General features: G+C 40.1%; 13 protein-coding genes. 3 read left to right on the top strand and 10 right to left on the bottom strand.

What is annotated here, in order from left to right; genetic code table 11:
* Positions 1 to 136: 136 nt before the first annotated feature.
* The 6 genes from ACE1AT_RS25770 to ACE1AT_RS25745 all read right to left on the bottom strand — a co-directional run bounded on the left by ACE1AT_RS25770 (position 137) and on the right by ACE1AT_RS25745 (position 6,253).
* On the bottom strand, positions 137 to 592 hold the full coding sequence (locus ACE1AT_RS25770; RefSeq protein ID WP_374873592.1) for a cupin domain-containing protein: 456 nt from the start codon (positions 590 to 592) through the stop codon (positions 137 to 139).
* A 79-nt stretch (positions 593 to 671) separates the two neighbouring features.
* Complete coding sequence (locus tag ACE1AT_RS25765; protein ID WP_374873590.1) at positions 672 to 1,274, bottom strand: Uma2 family endonuclease; 603 nt, start codon at positions 1,272 to 1,274, stop codon at positions 672 to 674.
* A 4-nt stretch (positions 1,275 to 1,278) separates the two neighbouring features.
* The gene (locus tag ACE1AT_RS25760) at positions 1,279 to 2,229 is read right to left on the bottom strand and encodes a branched-chain amino acid ABC transporter permease (RefSeq protein ID WP_374873588.1); all 951 of its coding nucleotides are present in this window, start codon (positions 2,227 to 2,229) and stop codon (positions 1,279 to 1,281) included.
* An 8-nt stretch (positions 2,230 to 2,237) separates the two neighbouring features.
* Entirely contained in the window at positions 2,238 to 3,482 is a 1,245-nt protein-coding gene (locus ACE1AT_RS25755; protein WP_374873586.1) for an ABC transporter substrate-binding protein, read from the bottom strand.
* Positions 3,483 to 4,189: 707 nt separating this feature from the next.
* Positions 4,190 to 4,984, bottom strand: a complete 795-nt coding sequence (locus ACE1AT_RS25750) for an alpha/beta fold hydrolase (RefSeq protein WP_374873584.1) — start codon at positions 4,982 to 4,984, stop codon at positions 4,190 to 4,192.
* A 63-nt stretch (positions 4,985 to 5,047) separates the two neighbouring features.
* Positions 5,048 to 6,253, bottom strand: coding sequence for an FAD-dependent oxidoreductase (locus ACE1AT_RS25745; protein WP_374873582.1), 1,206 nt, complete (start codon positions 6,251 to 6,253; stop codon positions 5,048 to 5,050).
* A gap of 557 nt (positions 6,254 to 6,810) precedes the next feature.
* On the opposite strand from ACE1AT_RS25745, the gene ACE1AT_RS25740 reads away from it, so the two are divergent.
* A complete protein-coding gene (locus tag ACE1AT_RS25740) occupies positions 6,811 to 8,244 on the top strand; it encodes a pentapeptide repeat-containing protein (protein ID WP_374873580.1) in 1,434 nt (477 codons plus the stop codon).
* Between the two features lie 563 nt (positions 8,245 to 8,807).
* Positions 8,808 to 10,709 carry a choice-of-anchor Q domain-containing protein gene (locus ACE1AT_RS25735; RefSeq protein WP_374873578.1) on the top strand — a complete coding sequence of 634 codons (1,902 nt, stop codon included), beginning with the start codon at positions 8,808 to 8,810 and terminating at the stop codon, positions 10,707 to 10,709.
* A gap of 237 nt (positions 10,710 to 10,946) precedes the next feature.
* On the opposite strand, the gene ACE1AT_RS25730 is transcribed toward ACE1AT_RS25735, so the two are convergent.
* Entirely contained in the window at positions 10,947 to 11,708 is a 762-nt protein-coding gene (locus ACE1AT_RS25730) for a thioesterase II family protein (RefSeq protein ID WP_374873576.1), read from the bottom strand.
* A gap of 436 nt (positions 11,709 to 12,144) precedes the next feature.
* Between ACE1AT_RS25730 and ACE1AT_RS25725 the strand changes: the two genes are divergently transcribed.
* The gene (locus ACE1AT_RS25725; RefSeq protein ID WP_374873574.1) at positions 12,145 to 15,663 is read left to right on the top strand and encodes an NB-ARC domain-containing protein; all 3,519 of its coding nucleotides are present in this window, start codon (positions 12,145 to 12,147) and stop codon (positions 15,661 to 15,663) included.
* A 23-nt stretch (positions 15,664 to 15,686) separates the two neighbouring features.
* Here ACE1AT_RS25725 and ACE1AT_RS25720 read toward each other — a convergent pair whose 3' ends face one another.
* The 3 genes from ACE1AT_RS25720 to ACE1AT_RS25710 form a co-directional block, all read right to left on the bottom strand.
* The gene (locus tag ACE1AT_RS25720; RefSeq protein ID WP_374873572.1) at positions 15,687 to 16,670 is read right to left on the bottom strand and encodes an SGNH/GDSL hydrolase family protein; all 984 of its coding nucleotides are present in this window, start codon (positions 16,668 to 16,670) and stop codon (positions 15,687 to 15,689) included.
* 107 nt (positions 16,671 to 16,777) lie between these two features.
* On the bottom strand, positions 16,778 to 17,917 hold the full coding sequence (locus ACE1AT_RS25715) for a 3-oxoacyl-ACP synthase III family protein (protein ID WP_374873570.1): 1,140 nt from the start codon (positions 17,915 to 17,917) through the stop codon (positions 16,778 to 16,780).
* Between the two features lie 38 nt (positions 17,918 to 17,955).
* The gene (locus ACE1AT_RS25710; RefSeq protein ID WP_374873568.1) at positions 17,956 to 19,692 is read right to left on the bottom strand and encodes a ScyA-related TPP-binding enzyme; all 1,737 of its coding nucleotides are present in this window, start codon (positions 19,690 to 19,692) and stop codon (positions 17,956 to 17,958) included.
* Between the last annotated feature and the right edge of the window lie 360 nt (positions 19,693 to 20,052).

Below are 20,052 nucleotides of genomic sequence, written 5' to 3'. Positions count from 1 at the left end.
TGACGCTGTTTGGAGTTCTTCCCCAATCTTCCTGGGATATCTGCTCTAGCTGATTGGCGCACTTGTGTTCCATTCCACTTAATTTATCAGATTTTGAGCTTCATTTTTGGCTATCTCTCTTCTACCCCCTGAACGGTTACGTTCCATCTTTATGAGCAAAAATTATAGATTTGCCATCAGGACTAGCTTTTGCAATTAAATCATCATCGGGATAGCTAGCTTCATCATTGGGAGTGCGATCGCCTACTTCCAAATAAACTGCAACTGTTGAAGAACGATTTACTAAATGATGTCCGTTGGCTTCACCTGCTGGAAATCCCGCCGCCATTCCTGGTTTGAGAACTTCTGCACCCGCATCTGTAATTAATGTCAACTCGCCTTCTAAAACATAGATAAATTCATCTTGACATGAATGCCAATGTCTTAAAGCAGAAGAACTTCCAGGTTCTAATTTCACTAAATTTACCCCGAAGTTTTTCAATCCGGCAAAATTGCCTAAGCGTTGCCGAATTCTTCCTGCTACTTTAGGTTTAAATTCATCGGGATAATTGGAACGTGCTTCAGTAGGTACTTTTTCTGGATCAATAATCATAAAAAGTAAATTTGATTAAGGGCGTGAATCCTTATTTTGAGGACTGAAGTCCTCACTACGAACAAAAAAATGAGATTATTCAAGCTGTTAATACTTGTTCTGCTGTTAATGATAATTCTGGAAAAGTCCGCGAGATAATTCGCTCTGTACCCGTAAACTTTGTCAGCTGATATTTTCCATCTGTATCTAGCAAAAAGACAAACACACTTGGAACTTTTGGATTTCCTAGATATTCCCTTTTACCAATTGCCAAATAATCTACAATCCAATATTCAGAAATGCCTAAACGTTGATATTCGTCCAACTTATCGATGTAGTCATCTTCCCAATTTGTTGATGTGACTTCTACAGCTAACTGAATCGGTTCTTCAAGTGCCGAATAATCAGATCGATTGGAACGCCATGTATCTCGGTTAATGACGCTGACATCCGGTTTGCGTCCTTGTTCTGTACCCGACGCAGTTATAGTTCTAAATACTGCTGTATTGTTGACTACATAATTTAACTTCAGTTGTCTAATTTCATCGTTAAAAGCAAATAAAAGAAAGTTGGCGACATCATCATGATTTCTAGTTGAACGCACTTCGATAATTTCTCCATTCACTAATTCATAAAAACCTTCTTCTGGATAATTGTCTATAAACTGATCAAAAGTAAGTTTTTGTTTCGTGCTTGTCGTCATAGATTTAAACCTTTTGAATAAATCTTTTTCCTAGCAGACCCTGTGGTCTAACTAAGAGCATAATAAACAAAATGCCAAAAGCAATAGCATCTTTGTAGCCAGAAAATTCGCCCGGAACAAATGCTTCCACTAAGCCAATTACCAAACCCCCTAACACCGCACCGGGAATACTACCCAAACCACCCAAGACAATTACTGCTAACCCGCGCAAACCAAAACCAATACCAAAATAAGGCCCAGCTATACTCACACTAGAGGCGACTAAAGTTCCCGCGACTCCTGCTAAAAAACTGCTGATAAAAAACGTCAGAATAATAAAGCGATCGCAGTTAATTCCTAATAAACTGGCGGTTGTTGCATCTTCTGCGATCGCTTGCATCGCTTTACCGTATTTTGTGCGACTAATAAAATAAGTCAAGATGGCAACAAATACCATAGAAACAACAAAAATCACTACCTGTACAGTGCGGATCGGAATCGGATTTGCTTGGGAACCGAAGTTAATTGCAGGTGGTAAATTGCCATAAGTATTTCCTGGATAAGTATAACTTTCTGCACCCACTAAATACTGAATTAAATTGACAATTACCACTGCTACACCCAAGCTAGAAACAACCGTCAGCAAAGGATCGGAACCCCGTTGACGCAGGGGTAAAAAAGCAATTCTTTCTACCGCTACCCCGACTAATCCCGCCAAAATACTCCCCAAAATTAAAGCTAAAGCAAAAGGTAATTGCACAGGTAAAGCTGCATTGGCTAGCAAACCATTAAATCCAAACCTCCCACCAATGAGTGCATAGGTGAAATATGCACCCAGGGTAAAAATAGCACCATGAGCTAAATTAATGATACCCAAAATTGAGTAAACCAGGGTATATCCTAAAGCAAAAATAGCGTAGACGCTACCAATAGATAACCCATTTAAAAACTGCTGCAAAAATAGAGATATATCCATAATTGCAACTATTTAATAAATGCAAATTTACCAGTGTTGCCATCTTTTTCCATCTTGATTTGGGCAACATAAAAATCTTTTTGTACAATCTCACCTTCTGGACTAAATGAAATTTCACCAAGCGGTGTATTGTATTTACCTGCGAGTATCTGTTTATTTAATTCTGTCCGCACTTTAGCTACAGGAAGGGTGTTAATTTTGGTTTTTTGATCTAAAGCTTTCAAAGCCTCTACATACACCTGCACTGCTGTAAAAGCTTGAGCGCTAAATTGGGGTGGTTCTTTTTTGTATTGCTCTACGTACGTTTTCCGAAATGCGGCGTTAATCTCTCCTGGATGTTCAGGACTGTAAGCTTGAGCAATCATCACGCCATCACAGAGAGCTTTACAAACAGACAATACATTTGATGTATTCAAACCATTACCACCAATAATATTGCCTTTGTATCCTAATTCTCGTAACTGCCGTACTAAATTACCACCATCAGCAGCCAAACCAGAAATAATAATTAAATCTGGTTTTAAATTCAGAGCATTGGTAGCTTGAGCTTGAAAATCGGTATCAGTAGTTTGAAATTTTTGAACCGTGACTACTTCTAGTCCTTGATCTTTAACTGTTTTTTGAAAGATTTCAGTTTCTGATTTGTTAAAAGCATCATTCTGAGCATAAAAAACTGCTACTTTTTTAATCTTAGGATTTTGTTTTAATGCAGCTTTCACAGAATTAGGTGCAACAACAGAAACTGGTGCAGATACACGAGCAATATAATCACCAATTTCGGGAACACCTTTAGCTGTAGTAGATGCACCAATTACTGGTACTTTTGCCCGTTCAGCAATAGGGTCAGCACTAAAGGCTTGTTGTGATAAAGTCGGGCCGACAATACCGACAACTTTATCTTTATTAATTAAAGTTTGAAAAGCGTTAATTGCTCCCGCTTCATCACCACCAGCATCTTGAAATACCAGCTTAATCTTTGTACCGTTAACGCCGGCTTTGTCATTAAAATATTTCTCAGCAATTTTTGCACCTGCAACTCCTTCTTGACCAAGTAATGCGACATTGCTAGTCTGGGCAAAGGCAATACCGATAGGTATGGGGCCAGATATACCCGTTGTTGTTGAGGTGGTGGTAGCGGTATTTGTATTATTGTTATTGGTACTAGTGTTTGTACCAGTGTTACCACCACAAGCTGTGAGTAGGAGAGTACAAGAAGCCAAAAATGCTGTTGTCCGAGCAATACTTTGTTTCATCAGTGCGAACATTCCCTAAATCTATTAATCTATTTATTTGACCACAGCGAGGTAAAGCTTCCAAGCAGGGTCACACAAATAAAGTTCACCAGCAAAGACCTACGTCATATCATTTCTCATATCGAATAACTAGAAATTTTCAAATTTGTTACATTTATTCAATGTTTGCGTAGACGCGCAGCGACTTGCCGTAAGGTATCGCTAATATCAATTTTTGGAAAGTAGCCCCTACTTAACAGCAAAGTAAATATATCTCTACGCTTGAAACGTACATGAAGCTATTCCACAACTAGCTGTCATTAGATCACGAACTTGTGTCGTTAGATCACAAACTTGTGTCGTTAGATCACAAACTTGTGTCGTTAGATCACAAACTTGTGTCGTTAGATCACAAACTTGTGTCGTTAGATCACAAACTTGTGTCGTTAGATCACGAACTTGTGTCGTTAGATCACAAATTCAGGAGACATAAGTAAGTCGGTGCTAATATTTCCAGTTATGTTAATAAATTTAAATGTAGGGTGTGTTGTCGCGCAGCGCAACGCACCATCAACAATTCAAGGTGCGCGATTCCTACGGCGTAATACACTCTACGGACTACTACTAGTACTGCACCACACTAATTTTGATAGGTTTGTAGTAAGGACTTTAGTCCTTTCTTGAGGACTAAAGTCCTCACTACGAACACCTGCTAATCGGGCGGAGTACTAGTGCTTTGTTAAAAATTTGAGCATTTCTTGGGCTACGACCTCTGGAGACTCTATAAAACAGGCATGTCCTAATTTTTCAAGAATCACAAGTTCAGTATTTGGAATACCCTGAGCGAGGTGTTCAGAAAATTTTACTGGTGTGATCATATCTTGTTCACCCACCATCACTAAGGTAGGAACATGAATACTGGCAAGACGTTCGGAAGTATCGCTGTTGAGAATAGCTTGACTTTGATGATAAAGTGCGTCAGGCTCTGGTAAATATGGGTACTTCTGGATTTGATTAATAATTTGTTCGATCGCTCCTGGAATTGCATAAAATCTATCACTAAATAACCAGGGCAATAAGGTTGTTTGATAAAGTACCGGATTTAACTTTGAGGTCAAATCGCCCCACAACTCAATTATTGCCTGAAATTTGCTGTCTCCTTTTGCCCAAGATGATAGCAGGATGAGACTTTGAACTTTTTCAGGATGTGCTAATGTGAGTTCTTGAGCAATCTGACCCCCCATCGAATGACCTGCTACATGCACTTGAGAAATTTCCAGGTACTCAAGTAAGGCAAAAGTATCAGCAGCCATTTGCTGAATGGTGTAGGGAGTGTTTAGTGCGGAACTTTGCCCCACTCCCCGATTATCAAACCGGATCACCTGATAGTATTTGACCAAAAATGGCATTAGCACCGACCAACTGGAACTATCAGAGTCAAATCCAGCAATTAATATTAACGGTTCGCCAGTTCCATGAATGTGATAAAACAATTCAATTCCGTGAACTTGAGCTTTTGGCAAAATACCTCCAAATGTTTTTCACACTCCCCCTTCCCTTGTCCCCGATCCCCAATCCCCAATCCCTTATTCCCTACGAAACTGTTCCATAAAGCGACGATCAATCCAGTCTTTCCATTGCCACAATAATCGGTGAGGTGGTAAAGTCAAACATCCGCGTGTGGCGATCGCTCTGCCGTCACCGGTACTGATTAAGCTTAAATATTGTTTTTGTGGTATGTAAGCTTTGAGAGGTTTGTCTAATAAAAATCGTTGTAAGTTCTCAAATAAAGGTTTACCTTGACGAACTGCAAAGACTCCTGCTTTCGGACGTGGATGATTTACCATTGTGGCAATATCCCCTGTAGCAAAAACGTACTGATGAGACAAAGATTGCAATGTGTCACTTACCAAAATAAAGCCTTGCTCATCAGTCGCTAATCCAGTTGCTTTTAACCACTGTGGTGCTGAGGCTTGTGTCACCCAAAAAATGCGATCGCACTCTACCGTCAACCCAGATTTACATATAACTTTACCTGGTTCAACTTTACATACACTCTCACCTAAATGTAGTTTAATCCCGCGTTTGATCATAAGCTGCTTGACTGTATGCTGTACAGACCAATGATGATTGGGCATAAGTTGAGCATCACGCTGGAATAAATGAATATCCAAATCTCCCTGTTTTGGTGTATTATTATGCATAACTTCTCTTTTTGAGGAGAATTTGAGGGGATATACTTTGGACGCCTGATACAAATGAGCTTGCATCGATAACGCTAATTCCACACCACCAGCCCCTCCCCCTACAATCCCAATACTCAAAGCCTCTTGCTGATGATCATCTACTTTTTCTAGTAGTTGATACCAGTTACGCAGTAAATGTGACACTGGTTTTGCCCCAATTGTATATTCTGCTGCCCCTGGAACAAAAATTGTGGCTGGAGTGCTGCCAATATCTATTGACAGTAGATCAAATGCTATTTCTGGACAGTTGGCACAAATAACTTTTTTGTTTTCCAGGTCAAGATTAATGACTTGGTCAATATATAATTGTGCTTTGGCAAAATTCGTAAGTTGTCGCAAATTAATATGACATTGTTCATAGCTGTAAAAACCAGCAATATGCCCTGGTAGCATCCCAGAGTAAGGTGTATCAACTTTATCAGTTATTAAAGTTAATCGGATTCCATTAAGAGGTTTCATTCCAAACATCAACAAAGCTATTGCATGGCTATGACCACCACCAATCAATACTAAATCTTTAGTAATTGGCTGTATAGATTGCTGCATATATTGAGGTGTTTAGAGATGATTTTTTAGAATTGGTGAGTATAATTTGGTTCAGTATTTTGGTTAAAAGAATTTTTCTTTGAGCAAATATTATTAAAAAGCAAAAATTAACCTCTTGGCATCATGGCTCAATAGTAAAACCCTTTTACTTGGTGATTACAACACTTGAAGTTACGCCTATAGAAATCCTCTACATAAGTATGTAAGTGGAAATAAACGTAATGCGAGTTACGAAAAGTAAATACATCTTAATACCCTTACCAATAACTGATGACCAATGATCAATGACAAATGAGAAATAACGACCCTAACCTGTAGAGACGCGAAATTTCTCGTCTCTACATTTGTGCCGACCTATGTAGCAGGAATTGAGTGCTATGTATAGCTAGATTGTGACACATTGACATAACAATTAATAATCAATAGACAATTACAAACCCAATGATTAATATTTTGATTGCACCTTATGATAGATATTGAAATTTGTTGACAAATGATATACTCTTTTTTTTCAATATTGTCCGTAATAATTCTATGTAGTGAGGATTACTAGCCATATGTCTGGCAGGAAGACAGATGGATTTAAAAGCTGGTTGATAGCGATCGCAATTTTGTTTAGCCTATCACCAACTGTAATATTCTTTGCTGTTTCACAAGTTGAGGGATTATCAAATGAACAAAAAATAGTCAGCAGGAATCAAGCGTTAAACACAACAGCCAGCTTATTTATAGGGTTAGCAGTGATAATTAATGCTTATTATGCAGCCAAGCGCACCGAAGCATTGAAAAAGAGTGCGATCGCAGCCGAAAAAAATAACGAAATTGGCATTCAGAATCTAGAATTAGCCCAAGAACGCTTGATTGCAGAGCGTTTGACAGCAGCCATTACCCAGTTAGGACATGAACACGTAGCAACCCGGATCGGGGCAATTTATGCCCTCGAAAAAATTGCCCAGGATTCACCGAAACAATACTGGACAATTATGGAAATTCTGACTGCATTTGTCCGAGAAAATAGCAGTATCAAATCAGAACAGGAAAATTCTGTAGAAGAACTGGCAAAAGTTGCCAAAGTATCCACAGATTTACAAGCAGCCTTAACCGTAATTGGCAGACGCAACTGGGAACAAGATCAAGAAAATCAAAAACTCGATTTAAGGAATACCGACATTAGGCGAGTAGACCTATCGAATGCCAACTTACAACGTTTAGACCTACGGGGAGCAAACCTGACAAAAGCTAACCTCCAGAAAGCTAACTTATTTGAGGCAAAACTCGAAGGCGCAAAACTTTGTGGCACAGTTTTATATGAAGCCGATTTACAATCATGCAACCTCGAAGAAGCTAACCTCTGTGGAGCAAACTTAAACCGAGCCAACTTGACTGGGGCCAACTTGCGGTCAGCAAACTTGTCTGGAGCAAGTCTGCGTGCAGCCAATTTCTGTGAAGCAAATCTGTATAAAGCTAATTTGCAATCTTGTAACCTGAAAGTGGCAAATCTTTCTCATGCCAAGCTATTTCTTGCTAATTTACAGGGAGCAAAGCTTGGTAAAGCCAACTTGCAGGAAGCAGGATTAATTGGTGCAAACCTCAAAGGCGCAAACCTAAATGGAACAAATTTGCAACAAGCAAATTTGAATGCAGCCAAACTAGAACACACAGAGATATTTTTTGCTAATTTCTCTGAAGCTAGCCTGAGAGAAGCCAATCTCTACGGAGCTAATTTGATGGGAACCAACTTGCAAAAAGCAATGTTCCATGAAGCCAATCTCTGTGATGCAAATCTGATGGGAGTAGACTTCTTTGGCACAAATTTGTGTGATGTGAAACTGGCTGGAGCCACTCTGACAGGAGCTAAAAACTTGCAATCACACCAAATTAGATTTGCAATAGGCGATCGCACAACTGTTTTACCAGATTACTTGGAGCTTCCTACAAATTGGATGCGTTCAGAACATGCACAAAAATCTGCCGCAGAAGCTGAAACTTGATTTAGATAGCGCAATTGTGCTACTGCTCTGAAGCATTGTTAATATCCAAAACTCGATTCTTCGAGAATTTATATTTTTCCAGGGTGCTTCCCAAAATCAAAATAGTTATTCCCAGAATCAGAACTTCCAAAGAAAAATATCTATCAATTTAACGCAAAAACCCTCTTTTTTTCGCATTTATCTGTGATTTTCTCCGTTATGGTGTGTTTTATTCATTGATTGATGAATTTATTTGGTTGGAAATCCCAGATAATTGGATAAAATCTTTCATTTATTCCGGTATATCCACGTTTTTAATCAGTAGTTAAACAAAGAATTCCTGTTTACTAAAAAAATATATGAAAAAGAAAATTAGCAGATTACGTGGAAAATCAACACAAAATTTGAAAAATAGGTCACAAATATAAGATCATCAGGACTTTTAACTTCCACGTAACGGTAATAGGGTGCTGTCTGTGATTCCCATCGTTTGAAACGATGACGTGATCGCTTCTGAATCACAAAAATTGTGATTTTTTCAACATGTCGCTCTCAAAACACTCATTTTTAAGGGAATTCAAAGCATGGCTATCATTAACGTTACCAACAATGCAGACAGTGGAGAAGGTTCTTTACGAGCAGCGCTCGAATCTGCTCAAGCAGGAGACATCATCCAGTTTGATCCCAGCCTTGCCAATCAGACGATCACACTTACTAGTGGGGAACTTCCCATTGCCAAAGACGTAACGATTGATGGTGCAGGGGCAGAAAATTTAACCATTAGCGGCAATAATACTACACGGATATTTTCTGTAAACAATTATGTCAATGCTACGGTAAAAAACCTCACCCTCACCAACGGAATGGTGACAGGAACAGACGGAAGAGGTGGTGCGATCGCAGTCTGGGACTATGGCACACTTCAGGTAGAGAACTGTAATTTTAACAACAATAGTGCTTGGCAAGACGGAGCTATCTATGTCGGTCACGGCAGTAAAGCGACAGTCCTTGGTAGCAGCTTTGACAGCAACGATGGCACTCTAGGGAATTCTGGATTTAGCGGTGGGGCGATCGGTACTTATGGTTCCGGTGTACTTGTTGTTAAAGATTGCGAATTCACCAATAACAAAGGTATCAGTGGTGGAGCAATATACAACCTGTTAGGTGAAGTAACTGTAGAAAACTCAGTTTTTCTTAACAATACTTCAGAAAGTAACGGTGGCGCAATCTTTATCGATGGAGCAAACCCAGTAGGTCCCGATTCTACTGTCGGAGGCACAATCACAATTCGTAACTCTCAGTTCGAGAACAATAATACCACAGGACAGGGTGGTGCAATTTATTTCTGGGGTTACGGTTCAGACAAGATAGTTATCGAAGACAGCAGCATTGTTGGTAATACAGCAGACTTTGATACTAACGGCATAGGTCGAGGAGGTGGACTGGTAGTTCACGGTGAACTCGTGATGAACGATGTCACCGTTGCCAACAATACAGCTGCAAAGCAGGGTGGAGGTTTATGGATAGATGGTTCTTCGCCAGTCAACATCACCAACACAACCTTTTCTGGAAATAAAGCAATTGAAGATGCTGGCGGAGCGGTGTTCATTAACACTGACGAATCTGCCCCCGTCAACATTACTAACTCAACCGTCGTCTATAACGAAGCCGGACGGGCAAATGGGGCATTTTGGACCCACAGTCCGACACAAGCAGTTACCCTCACCAACTCGATTGTTGCCTACAATACTTCTAGCGACCCTTCACAACAACAGGTTGGATATCAACTACAGGATGGCGGCGGTAATATCGAATTTCCAGGACCAAAGTTCGGTGGTCAAGTTGTCGCAGGTAGTCAAATTGTTGATCCTCTGCTTGGTCCTTTACAAGATATTGGAGGAGTTCTAGTACATCCCCTTTTATCAAGTAGTCCTGCTATTAACAGTGGTGTCACGGTCAGCGGTGTACCTACTACTGACCAACTAGGGAGCAGCAGAGATAGTCAACCTGACATTGGAGCGTTTGAGATGGTTGTCACTGCATCTCCTCAATCCAGTTCACAAGATCCTTTACTGAGTGACACATCTTCATCACAAAATAACATTACTAACGATGTTGAAAGTAACGATGTATTAATCGGAAGCAACAACAATACTCAGTTGACTAGTGATAATAATAACGACGTTTTGATTGGTGATTCTACTTACACTCAGTCAACGGATGCAACAGGTAGCGATGGATTGATCTACTCAAATACATCAGCAGAGGATAACACCATTCCAAATTCCAATTCTGCCAATGGTGTGATAGATGACAGCCAAAATTGGAATAAATCCAAGCCTTCTGGTCAGAATCTTTTTAGTGAATACATCAGATCACGCCAACCAGGCTTAGGGGCATCTATTAATGTTGATCCCAATCAGCTTCTAGACTCTAGTCAGTCTCAGAATGTATTAATTCCCAATGATGTTACGGTTAATACTTGAGCAATCACAAAATTGCTGTGTTAGTAAGTAACAGATGATTTAACAGAGTTAGCGTCAACCTATAGGTTTTGATCAAGGATAAAAATTGAATCACAGAAAGTTTTATCTGGTTCTAGTTTTGAACTTCTTCACAACTTCTAATAGGTTGACGTAAACTTTGAATATAATTATCAGGAATGATTTTGAGCCTACTTTTTTCACAGTCAAGATTGACGTTGCCAGTGAGCTTAATCCCTATTAGGGATTGATATCATTTATTTTCTGATAAATAATCTCTAGTAAAAATGACTGAAATGAGTGCAAAAAAAAGTGGTCTCCAGGGAGCATATGTAATGAAAAAGAAGCGCTTGTTTGCTCCTGCCATGCTTTAATTTGATCAGGAGTAACTTCTTGATCTTGCAAACCACCAAAAGCAGTGATCGGACAATCCAGCGGTTTTTCTTGAGTGTAAGTATAAGTTTCTAGTACTGCAAAATCTGCCCGTAGAATCGGCATGAATAATTGCATAAGTTCATCATTTTCCAGTAAAGCCTCTGGAGTCCCATTTAAACGCCGTAATTCTTCAATAAATTCTGGCTCTGGTAAGCTGTGAATCGGTGGTTTGTTCTCAACAAATTGAGGTGCGCGGCGAGCTGATACAAATAGATGACTCGGTTTTACACGATACTGTTTGCGAAGTAGACGAGCAAGTTCAAAACTCACAAGTCCGCCCATACTGTGACCAAAGAAAGCAAATGGTTTATCTAACTTTGGTTTAAAAACAGTTGCTAACTCTGTGACTAGAGGTTCTAATTGAGTGAATGAAGGTAACTTAATCCGCATTCCTCTACCAGGAAGCTCGATCGCACAGATTTCTACAGTTGCTAGAAGATGATTTGACCAACTACGAAAGATATTTGCGCTACCACCAGCGTAGGGAAAACAAAATAAGCGAATTTTGGCTTCTGGATTAGGTTTAGGACAAATAAACCAAGAATCTAGATTGGAAGTGTTGGGCATCTTGCTACTATTTTTGCTCGTGCGGATATATCTAGCTTATAAAAAATTGGTTTTAAAGTCTTTTTTACTGTCTTTTGACCAAATTTAAAGTTTGACAGCAGTTTCTATAATATTTAAATCATAGTAGTAAATACTATGTCAAAGATGATAGCGATCGCTTTTTTAGCCTAAACATGGCAATTTTGTTATTGTATATACAATAACTATTAAATAAAATTTAAAAAGCATAAAATCAAGTGCAGCAAGTATTTTATAAAAATTACATTAAAATTGGCTGTAATATATATAGTAAGAATTTTAGCTATCTTTGAAGTTGAGTTGTCAACAAGTATTTTATCAGAAAAGCAAGCTATTTGATGTATATTTCGACAAACTATTGATTCAGCAAAAATTTAATTTATTCAGAGTAAATTCAGTATCATTAAACTTTTAATATATGAGTCTACATAATTGGAGACGCAAGCGCGGAGTTGCACTTACTACCAAAGGTTTGCAAAAACTTCAAGAAGCAAAGCGTGCATCAGAAGCACAGGAAAATTTTGGCAATAGCTATACACTTGAAGAAATGAGCTCACTTACTGGGTTATATCCCAGTACAATCTCAAAAGTACTCAATCGCGAATCCGGGGTTGATAAAAAAACTCTTGAGAAGCTATTTATAGTTTTTAAACTAAAACTAGATAAAAGTGACTATATCAGCTCAAATACTCGAATAGATTGGGGAGATGCAACTATTCCAACAGTTTTTTATGGACGTACGCAAGAAATTGCCACTTTAGAGCAATGGATTCTGAATGAGCGGTGTCGATTTGTAGCAGTGTTAGGAATGGGCGGGATTGGTAAAACGTCTTTGTCTGTAAAGCTTGCTCAACGGATTCAGGAAGAATTTGAATATGTCATCTGGCGATCGCTAAGAGAAGCACCACCGATTAAATCTATTCTCGTAAATCTCATCCAATTTCTCTCTGACGAGCAAGAAACAGAAAGCAACCTCCCAGAAAACTTAGCTGAGATCATATCCAGGCTACTTGATTATTTACGAAACAATCGTTGTCTAGTGATTCTTGACAATACAGAGTCAATTCTCAGCAGTGGTAATCGCTCTGGACATTACCCTGAAGGATATGAGGGATATGGTCAGCTATTTAAACAGCTAGGAGAAGCAGATCACACTAGCTGCTTAGTGCTAACTAGCCGGGAAAAACCCAAAGAAGTAGCATTAATGGAAGGGAGAGCGCTACCTGTTCACTCGTTGCTACTGACTGGTTTAAATGTGGAAGAGGGACAGGAAATTTTGAAAGTCAAGGGACTATCTGCAACAGAGAAAGAATGTAAAAGCATGATTGATCTGTATGCAGGTAATCCATTAGCTTTAAAGATAATTGCCACGACTATTCAAGATGTCTTTGGTGGTCATGTGACTCAATTCCTGCAACAAGATGCAACAGTTTTTGGAGATATTCGTGATGTTTTAGACCAGCAGTTTAAGCGCTTATCAAACCTAGAAAAAGAAATTATGTCTTGGCTAGCAATTAATCGTGAGCCAGTTTCGCTATCAGATTTACGAGAAGATATCGTATCGCCCACACCAGCACAAAAATTAGTAGAAGCTCTAGAATCGCTGGTTCGGCGATCGCTAATCGAGCAAAGTGCTGCTACTTTCACTCTCCAACCTGTAGTTATGGAGTATGTCACTCATGTATTGATAGAGCGGGTATGTGAAGAGATTACAACTGAAAATTTCGATCTTTTGAGATGTCACGCCTTAATGAAGGCAACTGCTAAAGATTACATCAAAGAAACTCAAATTCGCCTCATCCTCGAACCATTAATTAATGAACTAGTCACTGTCTTTAGAAGTAAAAGAGGCATTGAAAAACAATTAACTCAAATTTTAGCAAAACTACGAGAAGAATCACCTCAAGAACCAGGCTATAGTGCGGGAAATATTCTCAATTTGTTTAGTCAATTACAGACAGATTTAAGCGGCTATGATTTTTCTGATCTTGCTGTTTGGCAAGCTGACCTACGCAGTGTAATTTTGCACAATGTAAATTTTGCTCACGCTGATCTAGCTAACTGCATTTTTGCGGAAACCTTTGGTGGTATTCATTCGGTGGCATTTAGCCCTGATGGTCAACTCTTAGCTATGGGGGACACTGATAATCAGGTTCACCTCTATCAAGTTGCAGATGGCAAACAACTGGTTGTTTGTATTGGACACACTGATTGGGTGTGGTCAGTTAGCTTTAGTCCTGATGGAAAAGTCCTCGCTAGCAGTGGTAAGGATCAAACCATCAAACTGTGGGATGTAAATACCGGAGAGTGTCTAGCAACTTTACAGGGACATAGTAATGGAATTGCGTTAGTTGCCTTTTCTCCTAAAGGTAATATATTAGCCAGTGCGAGTGAAGACCAAACTGTGAAACTGTGGAATGCTAGTACTGGTGAATGCCTGAAAACTTTGTCTGGCCATCATGGCAGAGTCTCATCAATTGCTTTTAGTCCAAATGGTCAAATTTTGGCTAGTGGTTGTAATGACCAAACGGTGAAGTTATGGGATGTCAGCACTGGCAAATGCCTCAAAACTTTACAAGGACATCATGGTGGAGTCTGGTCAGTTAGCTTCAGTCCAGATGGTCAAACCTTAGCTAGTGGTTGTCATGATCAGACGGTGAGATTGTGGAATGTTGAAACTGGTCAATGTATCAATACATTATACGGTCATACTGACTGTGTAAATTCGATAGTCTTTAGTATAGATGGTCATACACTTGGAAGTGGAGGAGATGATCAAACGCTAAAACTGTGGGATGTCAGCACCAGTCATTGCCTCAAAACTTTACAGGGACATAGCAGCAGGGTATGGTCAATTGCCTTAAGTCCAGATAGTCACACACTGGCAAGTGGCAGTAGTGACCAAACAGTAAGGTTATGGGATATTAGCACTGGCCAATGCCTCAAGACTTTGCAAGGTTACACTAGTGGAATATGGGAAGTGACATTCAGTGCCAATGGTCACATGCTTGTGAGTGGAAGTGGTGATCAAATGGTGAAGTTCTGGGACGTTAATACTGGTAAGTGTCTCAAAACTTTACGAGGGCATAAAAATCGGGTTACGTCGGTTGCTCTGGGTTCAAATGGTCAGATCGTGGCCAGTGGTAGTGAAGATCAAACTGTGAAACTATGGGATGTCAACACTGGTCAATGCCTTAAAACTTTTCGAGGCCATACAAATTGGCTCACATCGGTCGCTCTCAGCCCAAACTGTCAAATGCTTGCAAGTGGAAATGATGATCACACAGCAAGGTTATGGGATGTTAACACTGGTCAATGCATTCATATATTAGAAGGGCATACTGACCGGATATGGTCTGTTGCTTTCAATCCAAATGGTCAAATCGTTGCTACTGGTTCTCACGATAAAACAGTGAAATTATGGGATGTTGCAACAGGGAAATGCATCCGGACATTCTTTGGACATAATAATTGGATCTGGTGCATAACTTACAGTTCTGATGGCCATATACTAGCTAGCAGTAGTACCGACCAAACGATAAAGCTGTGGAATGTCAAAACTGGAGAATGTGTTCAAACTTTGAACGGCCATACCAGTTCTGTATACTCAGTAGCCTTTAGTCCAGATAACTCCATGCTAGCGAGTAGTAGTCAAGATCAAACTGTGAAGCTTTGGGATCTCCGCACAAATCAATGCATTAAAACTCTGGAGGGACATACACAATTAGTTTGGTCTGTTGTCTTCAGTCCCAATGGTCAAATACTAGCAAGTGGTAGCCAAGATGACACGATTAAATTTTGGGACGTTAACACTGGAGAGTGCCTTAAAACTTTAAGGAATGAGAGACCATATGAAGGTGCAAATATTTCCAATGTTATTGGTATCACAGAAGCGCAGAAAGCTTCTTTAAAAGCTTTAGGAGCAGTTATTACATAAGTAAACCGATTAACCCTATAGTATTATCGTCCCTTACCTTTTAGTAGAGAAACTACACCTAAAGCACCAAACGTTAATACCCCCAAGACAGGAGAAGGTTCAGGAACAGGCACCTTTTCTTTCTTAAGTGTTGAAAATGCTAATTCTCCAATTACCTTATGAGTAGCAGTCGTTGGATGAAGTTGATCCCAGAACACAAATGTATCTGGGGTACAGTTAACTGGTTGTGTGGGAGGATTTATAGATACAACTGATAAGTCTCCTGGAATGCAAGAGTCAGTCGCATTGGTAAAACCAAATTCCTGTGGATCTGCAATGATCCTATTAAATAAGGAATTAACATCAAGACCAATAATATTGATATTTGGACTTAATTGCTCATCCAATAAATTGATGCTTGCGGTCAAGTTGGAGTTATGTGTACTGATCAAATTGCTAAGTACATCAGAAGTTTGATTATTTCCTTCTGTAATTGGGAATTTTCCTAAATCGGGTTGGTTAACCACCATAATATCTTTAGCACCGACAGCAATCAGTGATTCTACCGCAGTTGATATATTTGTGACTGTCTGAGTCGGATCGGGAAAATCACCAAAAAAATACTTTATATAATCATTCGTACTAGCCCAGACAATGTAAAGAGCATTCGGATCAGCAGTCGCATTTGCTGTTGTAAAGCTATTAATTTGTTGCTGCAATCCTGGTAAACCTGCCAAGCCAATATTATCAAACCCTGTGGTTGCACCTCCAAAAGCAAAGTTGGTCTGTGGATTAAAATTTATCCCTAAATCAGAGGCGAGATATTCCACCCAAACTGAACCGTTGGAAAAACGCCCATCAAAATATGGGCTGGGCGGGATAGCTCCACCTGTGGCATTAAATACATTACCTGTGTCAGAGAAACTATCACCAAATATATAAATTTCGTCATAACTCTTTGCTAAAACTTTGAGTGGAAAAGCAACAGACAATAAAAGAAACCCTGCTGCCAAGAATTTTCTTTGCACAGCTAACCTTAGATATGTTTTCGGTATTATACCGATTATCTAAATAAAAAATACAGATATATAAGCAGTAAGCACTTAAGTGCTTACTACAAACCAAGAGTATTTAATCAACAAGATACATACCTACTGCCTTCAGAAACTTTCACTGTTGAGTCTGTTTCTCTAAGAGGATCAAGACCTAGAGCCACATTTCCCCAGCGCATCACACTCGCAGAGGCTACACCTGCTGCACCAAATCCATAGAGCAGGACTAAGTCATTTTCACGAATTTTACCCAACTGTGCAGCATGGTACATATTAGCTAAAGAGAGTACAGATCCAATATTTGCATATTGTGGATGAATATTGATTGTCCGCTCTGGTTCAATGCCAAGTACACGTGTGCAAAAGCGTGCAAACCAAGCTGTAGGTGTATTAAAAAGAAAAAAGTCGATATGCTCTAGGGTTACACCAGCTGCACTAGCAGCACCTTCACAACAAGTACGGAGAAAATCCACAGCCGTTTCTCGGAAGAGCTTGTTTGCTTCTTTTCCAATCTGCATACGAACTAGTGGATGACCCTGTTCGTCTTCTGAAATTGTAGAGAATAAAGTGTTACACAATAGTTGTGTATTAATTGTTTTTGTACCTAAAACTCCCTGATTTTGTTCGAGTGTATCGACAACAAAAGCCCCAGCACCATCACTAATACACCAGAAGATAGTATCGCGTTCATCGAAAAAGCGAGAGTACGTACATGAGACAACCACAAGCACTTTTTTGTACTCTCCTCCTCGCACCAAGGCACAGGCAGTCTGAAGTGCAACTGGTGTTACTCCACACGCTGCATCTAGATTCCAAGCCGCACCCTGAAATTCAAGTTGCTGGGCAAGAAAGGCAGCATTGCCAAATCCAATTTGTTCAGGCCAGACTGAAGCAACAAGCATGAGATCAATATCGTCAAGAGAAAGCTTGGCTGCTTCAAGAGCTTTTGTTGCTGCATCATATTCTAGTGTCAGGGAGGACTCCCCTGGTCCAAGCAGTCTCTGCTCAACCGTTCCACGAAAAGGATCAGACAAATAAGGCATCATCTCTAGGTCAAACTCATTACTGGGAGTAGAGCCAGTCAGAGAAAACAGCTTTGCCAGACTTTTTTGCTCCGATTGAGCCACTAAGTCTGGGTATTTTTCTATGTAATAATCTCTTGTACGTTTAATGCTTGGCAAACTGATAGCGAGCGAACGAATGCCTACTGGAGGATACACCATAGTTGAATTGCCCTATTAAACAAAGTGAAATAATTAATTTAATAATTTGTAGCGCCTTGTGAAATCAGACTTTGATAACGGCCTTCAGATGATGGTATTTGGGTGGGATCGATGAGTACATCAACTACAAATGGACAAGGAGCTGCGATCGCTTTTTCTAATGCCGCCTGGATGTCACATTCCCTTTCAACACGGATACCATCGGCCCCCATTCCTTGGGCAATTTTGACAAAATCTGCCTGTGGAATTGTTGCATCTACGCCCTTAAAACCTAAATACGTCATTCCCTGTTCACATATGTTATAGCGCCCATCATTGAGTACAATCCAGATGGCAGGAATTTGATATTTTACAGCTGTACTCACCTCGTTGTTCATGAGCATGGCACCATCTCCAACAATGGCTACTGCTTTACCTTGACGTGCTAAAGCTGCACCCACGACACCTGTAACAAAATGTCCCATAGACGCAAAGCTAGTACTGACACGAAAGCGGCCCGGTTTGGCAAATTGTAGTATTGGATTTACCCAAGCCAGTGAGTTAGCAGACTCTGCCATGAGCAGTAAATCTGTTTCCTCGACAATTAGCCGTTGAATTACATCCATCAAAAATTGAGGTCGCACCAAACCGTCTGCTTGTGGTTCGATGAAATCACGTTTAGGATGAGGCAAAGCGATCGCTAATGAGGAACCTATATTTTCTGGGAAGTATTTCAGCAGTCCTTTGAGAAACATTCCAACATCAGACTGGATAGCAAACGTCTCAGCAGATGGATATGCTGTTCCTGGAACCTCTGCGTTCAGATCAACATGCACAAATCCTCGTGTAGGGATCATCGCCGGATTCCAGAAAGAGGTAAGTTCACCAAGGCGTGTTCCAAGTACGAGCGTACGCAAAGGACGTTGCTCTTGCATGTAGACTAGAACTGATCCATGTCCACCAAAGCCTGTAGCGCCCACAAATTGAGGATGATTTTCGGGAAAAATACCCTTACCACGGGGTGAACACATGACAGCAGCCCCTGTTCTTTCAGCAAGTTGAAGAATCTCCGCCGCCGCACCTCGCGCACCAAACCCAACCCAGATTGCAAAAGATCCTTCAGACAGCAATCGCGCACATTCTGCCATTGTTTGATCACTGGCGCTTGGCAAAGCGTAAGACAAAGCTACCTTTGGTAACGATTCTTTGATTAAGCTTGTCTGGATGTTTTTAGGGATACTCAGATGGGCTACGAATCCTCCAGATCGTGCAAAGCCAAGGGCAAGTCTTCGTGCAATTTCTGGAAGTTCATCACTAGATTCCAGAGTAGTTGCATAATTAAATATTCTCCCTGAAGTCAAAAGGCCTGTACTAGATATAGTGTAGGTGCTAGTTTCTTGGAGAGCCCAGCGTCCGCGTCGTGGTGAAGGTGTTGCACCTGACAGCAAAATAACCTTAGCACCTTCCCAACGGGCAGCTAATATTCCTGTCAAAGCATTCGTAATTCCTGGTCCTGTGGTAGTAAATACTACTACTGGGCGATCGCTAGCAAAATACGCTTCTGTCGCTGCAAACGCAGCTCCTGCTTCATGCCGAAAGTGGAGTACTTGCAGAGAACTATTATGCAATGCACCCCACAGTGGCGCGATCGCACCCCCGGAGACACCAAATGCATATAGCACTCCTAGTTCTTCCAATATCTTAACTACAGCCTCTGCTACCGACAAAGGTGCAGATGAATCACTATCAGATATATTTTCTGGGGAACTGAACTGTCTAGCCGTATTAATTTTCATATCTTTCTATCTATTTAGCGTCCATACTAGGCAGACTAAATGCACAATATTTAGTCACGCTAAAATTTTTACAGTGAAAGAATTTTATCATAACAACTTCATATAAGCCGCTTATTATCTAGATATCTCTAACAAAAGACCAGACAGTATATTTGAAACTAGTTCACAGAAAGACTAATATCTTTTGAGTCTAGATATGAACGCCTATATGTCTTAATAATATTGAAGTAAAAAGGGCATTCTCTCAATATGTTCACATCTGGCAATTGAGAATAGTATCAACAAGCTGTTGGTCGCTAATCAGCTTTCGAGTTATGAGATGCGATCGCCAAATTATCTAAATATTCTTTTGTTACTCTG

Origin of the sequence: Pelatocladus sp. BLCC-F211 (assembly GCF_041928655.1) — a bacterium.
Classification (GTDB): Bacteria; Cyanobacteriota; Cyanobacteriia; order Cyanobacteriales; family Nostocaceae; genus Pelatocladus.
This window is presented reverse-complemented; position numbering and strand designations above follow the sequence as displayed.

Coding starts and splice junctions, on each gene's coding strand:
- ACE1AT_RS25735 (WP_374873578.1), top strand. CDS start 8,808: ATGGCTATCATTAACGTTACCAACAATGCAGACAGTGGAGAAGGTTCT.
- ACE1AT_RS25730 (WP_374873576.1), bottom strand. CDS start 11,708: ATGCCCAACACTTCCAATCTAGATTCTTGGTTTATTTGTCCTAAACCT.
- ACE1AT_RS25745 (WP_374873582.1), bottom strand. CDS start 6,253: ATGCAGCAATCTATACAGCCAATTACTAAAGATTTAGTATTGATTGGT.
- ACE1AT_RS25725 (WP_374873574.1), top strand. CDS start 12,145: ATGAGTCTACATAATTGGAGACGCAAGCGCGGAGTTGCACTTACTACC.
- ACE1AT_RS25765 (WP_374873590.1), bottom strand. CDS start 1,274: ATGACGACAAGCACGAAACAAAAACTTACTTTTGATCAGTTTATAGAC.
- ACE1AT_RS25740 (WP_374873580.1), top strand. CDS start 6,811: ATGTCTGGCAGGAAGACAGATGGATTTAAAAGCTGGTTGATAGCGATC.
- ACE1AT_RS25760 (WP_374873588.1), bottom strand. CDS start 2,229: ATGGATATATCTCTATTTTTGCAGCAGTTTTTAAATGGGTTATCTATT.
- ACE1AT_RS25710 (WP_374873568.1), bottom strand. CDS start 19,692: ATGAAAATTAATACGGCTAGACAGTTCAGTTCCCCAGAAAATATATCT.
- ACE1AT_RS25755 (WP_374873586.1), bottom strand. CDS start 3,482: ATGAAACAAAGTATTGCTCGGACAACAGCATTTTTGGCTTCTTGTACT.
- ACE1AT_RS25715 (WP_374873570.1), bottom strand. CDS start 17,917: ATGGTGTATCCTCCAGTAGGCATTCGTTCGCTCGCTATCAGTTTGCCA.
- ACE1AT_RS25770 (WP_374873592.1), bottom strand. CDS start 592: ATGATTATTGATCCAGAAAAAGTACCTACTGAAGCACGTTCCAATTAT.